This is a genomic window from Saccharomonospora saliphila YIM 90502 (assembly GCF_000383795.1).
In the GTDB taxonomy this organism is placed as follows: domain Bacteria; phylum Actinomycetota; class Actinomycetes; order Mycobacteriales; family Pseudonocardiaceae; genus Saccharomonospora; species Saccharomonospora saliphila.
Map to the genome: position 1 here is coordinate 50,040 of NZ_KB912649.1, position 8,175 is coordinate 58,214.

Sequence of the window (8,175 nt, forward strand, 5' to 3'; positions counted from 1 at the left end):
TCCGGTCACCGCCCTGTCGCTCGGCGCTCTCCGGATCGGTGCCGTCCTCGCGGAGCGGCGGGTCGACGGCGGCCACGCGGTCGAGAGGCAGCAGCTCGGTGCCCTGGCGGAGGTGTCCACCGCCGACGCGCACCGCGAGGTACCGCCTGCGCGCCCGCACCCACAGCGCCGTCAGCGCCAGCAGCGCGAGACCGGCGATCGCCCAGCCCAGCGCGTGGGTGCGGAGGCCGCTGGCCACCTCGACCACGTACCCGGCCAGCGCGAACGCCGGACCCCAGAGCAGTGCCGAACCGCTGGCACCGGACTCGGTGTATCCGGCCGCCTCGCCGGTGGTCTCTCCATCCGTGGCCGCCTCGCCGGTCCCGTCCCCAGCCGCCTCACCGGCCTCGTCGCCGGTGTCGTCCGCCGCCGTCAGCGCAACGACCTCCCCGCCTTCGGGAAGTACTGGCGCACGCTCGGCAGCCAGAGCAACACCGTGCCGACGACGGCGAGGAACACCGCGGCGAGCGTGATGAGGCTGTTGAACAGCACCATCTGGAAGATCAGCGTGACGGCGGCGAGCACGGTGAGCACCGTGCGCGCCGACCGGGCTCCTTCCCGCGCCTTCCACGCGAACAGCCCGAACAGGACGGCGAACACGATCGCGCCCACGAACAGCGTCCACAGCAGGTTGGTCGCCCCCGCCTCGATCTGCTCCCGCGTGATCGACTGGTCGGTGTTGATCTCGACGAGGGCATCCACGAGCTCCTGCTTGCGCAGCAGGGTGTAGCCGAACCCGGCCACCAGCACCACGCCCGAGGCGACGAACAACCAGAACGACACGGCGACCGGCGTCGGCGGACTCGGCGTGTCCCGCCGCTGCCCGGGCACGCTCGGCTCCGGGGGAAGGCCGCGTGCGCGGCGCTGTTCGTCCGACTCGCCTGAATTCGTCACGGTCGTGACTCTAGTCCAGCCAGCCCGCCGCTTCAGCCGCCCAGTAGCTCAGAATCAGATCGGCCCCCGCCCTGCGGATGGAGGTCAACGTCTCCAGCACGGTGCGGCGCCGGTCGAGCCAGCCGTGCGCGGCGGCGGCCTCGACCATCGAGTACTCACCCGAGATGTTGTAGGCCGCGACCGGCACCGGCGACGATTCGGCCACGGCGCGGACGACGTCGAGGTAGGTCATGGCGGGCTTGATCATCACGGCGTCGGCGCCCTCGGCGACGTCGAGCTCCACCTCGCGCAGCGCCTCCCGCGCGTTGGCGGGGTCCTGCTGGTAGGTGTTGCGGTCGCCCCGCAACTGCGAGTCGACGGCCTCCCGGAACGGGCCGTAGAAGGCGCTGGCGTACTTGGCCGAGTAGGCGAGGATGCCCACGCCGGTGTGCCCGGCGTCGTCGAGCGCCCGCCGGATCACGCCGACCTGGCCGTCCATCATGCCGCTGGGGCCGAGCATGTGCGCCCCGGCGTCGGCCTGCGCCCGGGCCATCTCGGCGTAGCGGTCGAGCGTGGCGTCGTTGTCCACCCCGCCGTGCCGGTCGAGCACGCCGCAGTGCCCGTGGTCGGTGAACTCGTCGAGGCAGGTGTCGGCCATGAGCACCGTGTCGTCGCCGAGCTCGCCGCGAAGGTCACGCAGGGCGACGTTGAGGATGCCGTGCTCGTCAGTGGCGCCGGAGCCCGTGGCGTCCCGCGTGGCGGGGACGCCGAAGAGCATCAGCCCTCCGACCCCGGCGTGCACCGCGTCGACGGCGGCCTTGCGCAACGAATCCCGGGTGTGCTGAACGACGCCGGGCATGCTGCTGATCGGGCGGGGCGCGTCGGCGCCCTCGGCCACGAACAGGGGCAGGATCAACTGGCGCGGGCGCAGCGTCGTCTCACTCACCAGCCGCCGCACGGCCGGTGTGCTGCGCAACCGACGAGGACGATGCTCGGGAAACACCCCGCCACCCTACTCCGTCACCACACCCGCCCCACATGCCGTCAAGGCCTCCTTCACTGCGTCTGGTGCCGTCAAGGCCTCCTTCACTGCGTTGAGTGCAGTAAAGGAGGCCTTGACGACTTGACAACAGGCGTGGGTCAGGAGCGGCGGGAGCGCTTGGCCTTGCGCGGCGGGGGCAGGGCGCCCTCGGCACGGAGCTTGGCCGCGTGCTCGGCGAGGGCGTCCACCAGCATCACCGCGTTCGGCTGGTCCGGGCGCACGTCGACGCGCAGCCCGAACTCGACGGCGGTCTCGGCCGTCTTCGGGCCGATGCAGGCCACGAGTGTGCGCGCGTGCGGCTTGCCCGCGATGCCGACGAGGTTGCGCACCGTGGACGACGAGGTGAAGCACACCGCGTCGAACCCGCCGGTCTTGATCATTTCACGGGTCTCGGCGGGCGGCGGCGCCGCGCGGACCGTGCGGTAGGCGGTGACGTCGTCGACCTCCCAGCCGCGTTCCTGCAACCCGGCCGACAGCGTCTCGGTGGCGATGTCGGCGCGCGGCAGCAGCACCCGGTTGACCGGGTCGAGCACGTCGTCGAACGGCGGGAACTCCTCGAGCAGGCCCTCGCTGGACTGCTCACCGGAGGGCACCAGCTCGGGGATGATGCCGAACGAGCGCACCTTCTCAGCCGTGGACTCGCCCACGCAGGCGATCTTGACGCCGGAGAAGGCCCGCGCGTCGAGGCCGAACTCGGAGAACTTCTCCAGCACCGCCCGCACGGCGTTGGTGGAGGTGAACACGATCCACTGGTACCGCCCGTCGACGAGGCCCTTGACCGCGCGTTCCATCTGCGCGGGGCTGCGCGGCGGCTCGACCGAGATCGTGGGCACCTCGTGGGAGCTGGCACCGTGGCTGCGCAGCCGCTCGGCCATGTCCCCGGCCTGCTCCTTGGTGCGCGGCACGAGCACCTTCCACCCGTACAGCGCGCGCGACTCCCACCAGGACAGCTTCTGCCGGTTGCCGACGGGCTCGCCGACGGTGACCACCAGCGGCCCCGCGACCTCACCGGCGTCGGCGGCCACCGACGCCAGCGTCGAGTCGACGGTGCGCTGGGTGTTCACGGTGCCGTTCGAGGTCACAGCGACCGGAGTCTGCGGCGACAGCCCGTGCTCGACCAGCGCGGAGGCCGCCTCGGCCAGGTGGCTCGACGTCGCGTGCAGTACCAGCGGGCCAGGGGTGCCCGCCAGGCCGGCCCAGTCGACCTCGCCACGCAGGTCCACCTCGGCGTGCGCGCCACCGAGCGCCACACCGGCGTAGGCGGGCACGGCGGCGCCGGGCGAGACCCCGGGCACCACGTCGAACACCGCGCTGGTGCGGGAGACGGCCTGCACCTCCGCCACCACGGCGGAGTGGGTCAGCGGGTCCCCTGCGGTCAGCCGCAACACCAGCCTGCCTGCCTTCGCCTCCGAGGTCAGGTCCTTGGCGACGTCACCGGGCTCGCCGACGGCGGGGCGCACCTCGGCCTCGGCGCCCGCGTAGGTGAGCACGCCGGAGGGCACGTCCGGGTCGGTCACCACGAGGTCGGCCTTCGCGAGCAGCTCCTGGGCGCGGACCGTGAGCAGTCCGGCGTCCCCGGGGCCCGAGCCCACGAAGGCGACGCGCCCCGTGGTCTTGCGTGCGGGGGTCATGTACGTCGTCTCTCCTCGTCTGCCACCGCCCCGAGGGCGGGTTCGTCGTCCACCGCCCCGAAGGCGGTCGTCCTCCACTGTCCGAAGGACAGCCCTGTCGTCCACTGTCCGGGGGACAGCCATCGTCGTCCGTCCGAAGGACAGCCCTGTCGCCCACTGTCCCGGCGGACGGCGTTCGCCGCCGACCGTCCCCATCCGGACGGCCGGCGCCGCTGCTGCTGTTGTCGGGGTGTGCCGCGCTCGCCGGTGTGCCGCGCTGGTCCGGTCAGTGCGACAGCGCGCCCGCGCCGAGATCGAGCAGTTCGGCGGCCAGCGAGCTGCCCAGCTGCTCGGCCTCCCGGATGTCGGCCACCGCCGAGGCGCGCAGGATGCGCACGGAGTCGCCTTCGCCCTCGGTGGCGGCGACGCCTCGCAGCGAGAGCCGCTCCACCACGGCCCCTTCGCTGTCCAGATCCTCCACGACCTCGGCCAGCGCGCCCACGGGTGCGCTGCAACCGGCTTCGAGCGCCGCCAGCATGGCACGCTCCGCCGTCACGGCCACCCGTGTCACCGCGTCATCCACGATCGAGTGAAGCAGGTGTTCGGTGTCCACGTCGTCGACGCGGGTCTCCACGGCGAGGGCGCCCTGTGCCGGAGCGGGAAGCATCTGGAGCGGGTCCAGGCTCTCGGTGATCTCACCGACCCTGCCGACCCTCGCCAACCCCGCCCGGGCGAGCACCACCGCGTCCAGCTCACCCGAGGTGACCTTGCCGATGCGGGTATCGATGTTGCCCCGGACGGGCACGACGTTCAGTCCGAGCCCGAGCGCGCGGAGTTGAGCCATCCTGCGCGGCGAGCCGGTGCCCACGGTGGAGCCGGGGGGCAGCTCGCCCAACCGCAGCCCGTCCCGGGCGATCAGCGCGTCGCGCGGATCCTCGCGCGGTGGCACCGCGGCCAGCGCCAGCCCCTCCTCGGCGGCCGTGGGCAGGTCCTTGTACGAGTGCACGGCGACATCGACGTCTCCCTGAAGCAGCGCCTCGCGCAGCGCCGAGGTGAACACTCCCACCCCGATCTCGGCGATCGGGGCGGAGGAGCGGTCCCCGGGCGTGGAGACGGGCACGATCTCCACCCGCTGTCCCGCGTCGGTCAGCCGCTGCGCGACCGTGCCGGTCTGAGCCAGCGCGAGCTTGCTGCCGCGCGTGCCGATCCGAATGATTCCGTCAGCCACTCTGGTCCCCGTCGATCTGGTCGTGCTTGGACACCGAGGACGGGCTCGACACCGACTTCGGCGCCTGCGGGTCGAGCTCGAACAGCTCACGCAGCGCGTTGGCGTAGTCGGTGCCCGCCTTCTCCTCGGCGGCCAGCTGTTTGACGCGCACGGTCGGCGCGTGCAGGAGCTTGTCCACGACCCGGCGCACCGTGCGGTTCACCTCGTCGCGCACGCCCGGCTCCAGCTCGGGCAGCCGCCGGTCGAGCCGGAGCAGTTCGGCGTCGACCACTTCGGCGGCGCGCTGGCGCAGCGCGGTCACCGTCGGGGTGACGGCGGCGCTGCGCTGCCCCGCCAGGTAGGCACGCACCTCGTCGAGCACGATCCCGGACGCGCGCGCGATCTGCTTCTCGGTCGTGGCGGTGCCGGAGGAGGCCATCCGCTTGCGTACCGTCTCCAGGTCGACCAGCGACACACCGGGCGCCTCGCCGACGGCGGGCTCGACGTCACGGGGCAGACCCAGGTCGCAGACGACCAGCGGCTTCACTCCGGCCCCGTCGTCGAGATAGGCCAGGTGTTCCACACCCAGCACGGCGGCCTTCGCGCCGGTGCAGGAGATCACCACGTCGGCACGGGACACCTCGGCGGCCAGCTCGCTCATCGGCACGGCGCGGGCGAGCACGCCCTGCTCGGCGACCGAGTCCGCGAGCCGCTCGGCCTTCTCGACGGTGCGGTTGGCCACGACCAGGTCGGCGATACCGGCCTGGCGCAGCTGGGATGCCGCGAGCGCTCCCATGGACCCCGCGCCGATGATCAGCGCGCGCCTGCCTTCGAGCTCCCCGGCGGCGGCGAGCGCCTCGGAGACCACCGAGGCCCCCAGGGTGTCCAGGCCGGTCTCGGTGTGGACGCGTTTGCCCACCCGCAGGGTGGTCTGGATCAGCTCGTGCAGGGTGCGGCCGACGGTGCCCGCCTCGCGCGCGGTGGCGTAGGCCGACCGCACCTGGCCGAGGATCTGCGTCTCGCCGACGACCATCGAGTCGAGCCCGGAGGCCACGGAGAACACGTGCTCGACCGCGGCGCCCGCGTAGTGCACGTAATAGGTGTCGTACAACTCGGCGGCCTCCATACCGGCCTGCCGGGCCAGCACGTCGGCGATGGAGGCCAGTCCGCCGTGGAAGGTCTCCACGACCGCGTAGACCTCGATGCGGTTGCACGTCGACAGCAGCATGACCTCGGAGACGTCGTCGGCCTGCTGGAGCTCGTCGAGGACCTTGACCACGTCGGTGGCGGGCACGGCGGCCCGCTCCAGGGTGGTCAGGTCGGCCGTGCGGTGGGACAGCCCGAGGGCGAGCACGCTCACGACGGCATCACCACGCCGTCGACGCCGGCCACACCCTCGACGTCGGAGACGACCCGGCCGTCCGGTTCACCGTCGGCCCTGCGGGCCACATGGAAGGACAAGATCTGCAACTCCACAGCCAGGTCGACCTTTCGCACCTCGACATGTTCGGGAACCTGCAACACCACGGGGGCGAAGTTCAGGATGCACTGCACCCCGCCCGCCACGAGGCGGTCGCACACCGACTGCGCCGCGGTCGGCGGCGTCGCGATGACCCCGATGGAGACGCCCCGGTCGGCACACACCCGGGGAATGTCCTCAAGGTGTGAGACCGGTATGCCGCCCACCGGAACCCCGACCAGGTCGGGGTCGATGTCGAAGAGCGCCTCGACGGGGAAACCGCGTCCGGGGAACCCTCCGTAATTGGCCAACGCGTGCCCGAGATTCCCGATTCCCACCACGGCGACCCGGTGCTGGCGGGTCAGCCCGAGCGTGCGCTCGATCTGCCCGATGAGCACCTCGACCTCGTACCCGACACCGCGCGTGCCGTACGAGCCGATGTAGGAGAGGTCCTTGCGCAGCTTGGCCGAGTTCACCCCGGCCGCCGACGAGAGCTCCTCGCTCGACACGGTCGTGGCACCCTGCTCGGCCATCGCCGAGAGCACCCGCAGGTACACGGCGAGCCGGGCGACCGCGGCCTCCGGCACCGCGCGGACCCGCAGCTCGGAGTCACCGTCACCGTCGGCCCCGTCGACCGCGGGCATCTCCGCGGTGGGCGCGTCGTCGGCGTCCGGCACCCGCCGCGCCCGTCCCGAGGCCGCCCTCGAACCGGACTGCGACGAGGACCCGGTGCGCCGGCCACGCTGTGCCACCACGCTGGTCTCCTGTCACCGAAAAGGAAATCCACTCTTGACCGGACGGGGTCCCGTAGTGTTCGATACCGGCCCCGCTCGGCGATGGCCCTACGTTAGCCACTTGTGAACGTAGGCACAAAGTAGCTGGTGAGAACGTTGACGCAGGCCACACCAGCGCCGATGTCCACGCCCGGTGGCCCCGGGGCCGCCCACCACGGTACCCGCCCGTTCGGGCTGCTTCCCCTCGGCGGGCTCAGCGTGCGGTGAACGCCACCGTGTGCCAGCCCGTCGCCCCGTCGGGCAGCACGGGGGCGCGCTCGCCGGTTTGCGCGGAGCCGGACTTGTCCACCGCGCGGCAGGTGACGCGGTGCTCGCCGGGCTCGGTGATCTCCAGGTCGATCCGCCACATTCGCCAGGTGTCGTCGCTGACGTCGGCGGCGAGGTCGGCCTCGCGCCACGGGCCGTCGTCGAGCCGCACCCGCACCGCCTCCACACCCGTCGGCTGGGCCCACGCCACTCCCGCCGCGGTGACCGTGCCGAGGCCCACCGTCGCGGACTCGCGCGGCCGGTCGACGCGGGACTGCGTCTTCACCGGCGCCTCGCGCGCCCAGTCGCGTTCGAGCCAGTAGGCACGGCGGGCGTTCCACGTGGTGACCTCCATGTCCACCACCCACTTCGTCGCCGACACGTAGCCGTACAGGCCCGGCACCACCATGCGTGCCGGGAACCCGTGCTCCAGCGGCAGCGGCTCGCCGTTCATCCCGAGAGCCAGCAGGGCTCCCCGCTCGCGGTCGAGCGCGGCGCCCACGGGCGTGCCGCAGGTCCATCCGTCGGCGCTGGTGGAGAACAACTGTCGCGCGCCGGGACGCACCCCGGCCTCCTCGAGCAGGTCGGCGAGTTCGACCCCGACGAAGGTCGCCGTGGAGACGTAGGGCCCGCCCACCGGGTTCGACACGCAGCACAGCGTGACCCGGCGTTCGACGAGCGGGCGGGACCGGATGTCGTCGTAGGACAGGCTGAGCTCGGAATCGACCATCCCGTGCACCCGCAGCGTCCAGTCCTCGGCACGGACCTGCGGCACCACGAGCGCGGTGTCGATGCGGTAGAAGTTCGCGTTCGGGGTGAGAAACGACGGCGTGCCCTGCCGCGCGAAATCGGCCCCGCTCGGCAGCGGCGGCACGGGCTCGGCCACGCGCAGCCGCCCGACGGCG

The 8,175-nt window shown here is 72.5% G+C and carries 7 protein-coding genes and 1 pseudogene; all 8 read right to left on the bottom strand.

Going from position 1 to position 8,175, the window contains the following annotated elements:
- Positions 1-238, bottom strand: a pseudogene (locus SACSA_RS25925) (hypothetical protein); the annotation flags it as partial.
- A 173-nt stretch (positions 239-411) separates the two neighbouring features.
- The gene (locus SACSA_RS0108355) at positions 412-933 is read right to left on the bottom strand and encodes a hypothetical protein (RefSeq protein ID WP_028661680.1); all 522 of its coding nucleotides are present in this window, start codon (positions 931-933) and stop codon (positions 412-414) included.
- Between the two features lie 10 nt (positions 934-943).
- A complete protein-coding gene (hemB, locus tag SACSA_RS0108360; protein WP_028661681.1) occupies positions 944-1,915 on the bottom strand; it encodes a porphobilinogen synthase in 972 nt (323 codons plus the stop codon).
- Between the two features lie 137 nt (positions 1,916-2,052).
- Positions 2,053-3,585, bottom strand: coding sequence for a bifunctional uroporphyrinogen-III C-methyltransferase/uroporphyrinogen-III synthase (locus SACSA_RS0108365; protein WP_019815015.1), 1,533 nt, complete (start codon positions 3,583-3,585; stop codon positions 2,053-2,055).
- A gap of 265 nt (positions 3,586-3,850) precedes the next feature.
- On the bottom strand, positions 3,851-4,792 hold the full coding sequence (hemC, locus tag SACSA_RS0108370; protein ID WP_019815016.1) for a hydroxymethylbilane synthase: 942 nt from the start codon (positions 4,790-4,792) through the stop codon (positions 3,851-3,853).
- Positions 4,785-6,131 (bottom strand): glutamyl-tRNA reductase, encoded by a 1,347-nt coding sequence (locus SACSA_RS0108375; protein ID WP_019815017.1) that lies wholly within the window; start codon positions 6,129-6,131, stop codon positions 4,785-4,787. The genes hemC and SACSA_RS0108375 overlap by 8 nt, the downstream gene beginning before the upstream one ends.
- Positions 6,128-6,985 carry a redox-sensing transcriptional repressor Rex gene (locus SACSA_RS0108380; protein WP_019815018.1) on the bottom strand — a complete coding sequence of 286 codons (858 nt, stop codon included), beginning with the start codon at positions 6,983-6,985 and terminating at the stop codon, positions 6,128-6,130. The genes SACSA_RS0108375 and SACSA_RS0108380 overlap by 4 nt, the downstream gene beginning before the upstream one ends.
- Before the next feature lie 232 nt (positions 6,986-7,217).
- Positions 7,218-8,175 (bottom strand): molybdopterin-dependent oxidoreductase (locus tag SACSA_RS22090; protein ID WP_019815019.1); only part of this gene is annotated, 958 nt, incomplete at its 5' end.

What these genes read in the sequence shown, in the direction of transcription:
- SACSA_RS0108365 (WP_019815015.1), bottom strand. Translation starts at nt 3,585, where the DNA reads ATGACCCCCGCACGCAAGACCACGGGGCGCGTCGCCTTCGTGGGCTCG.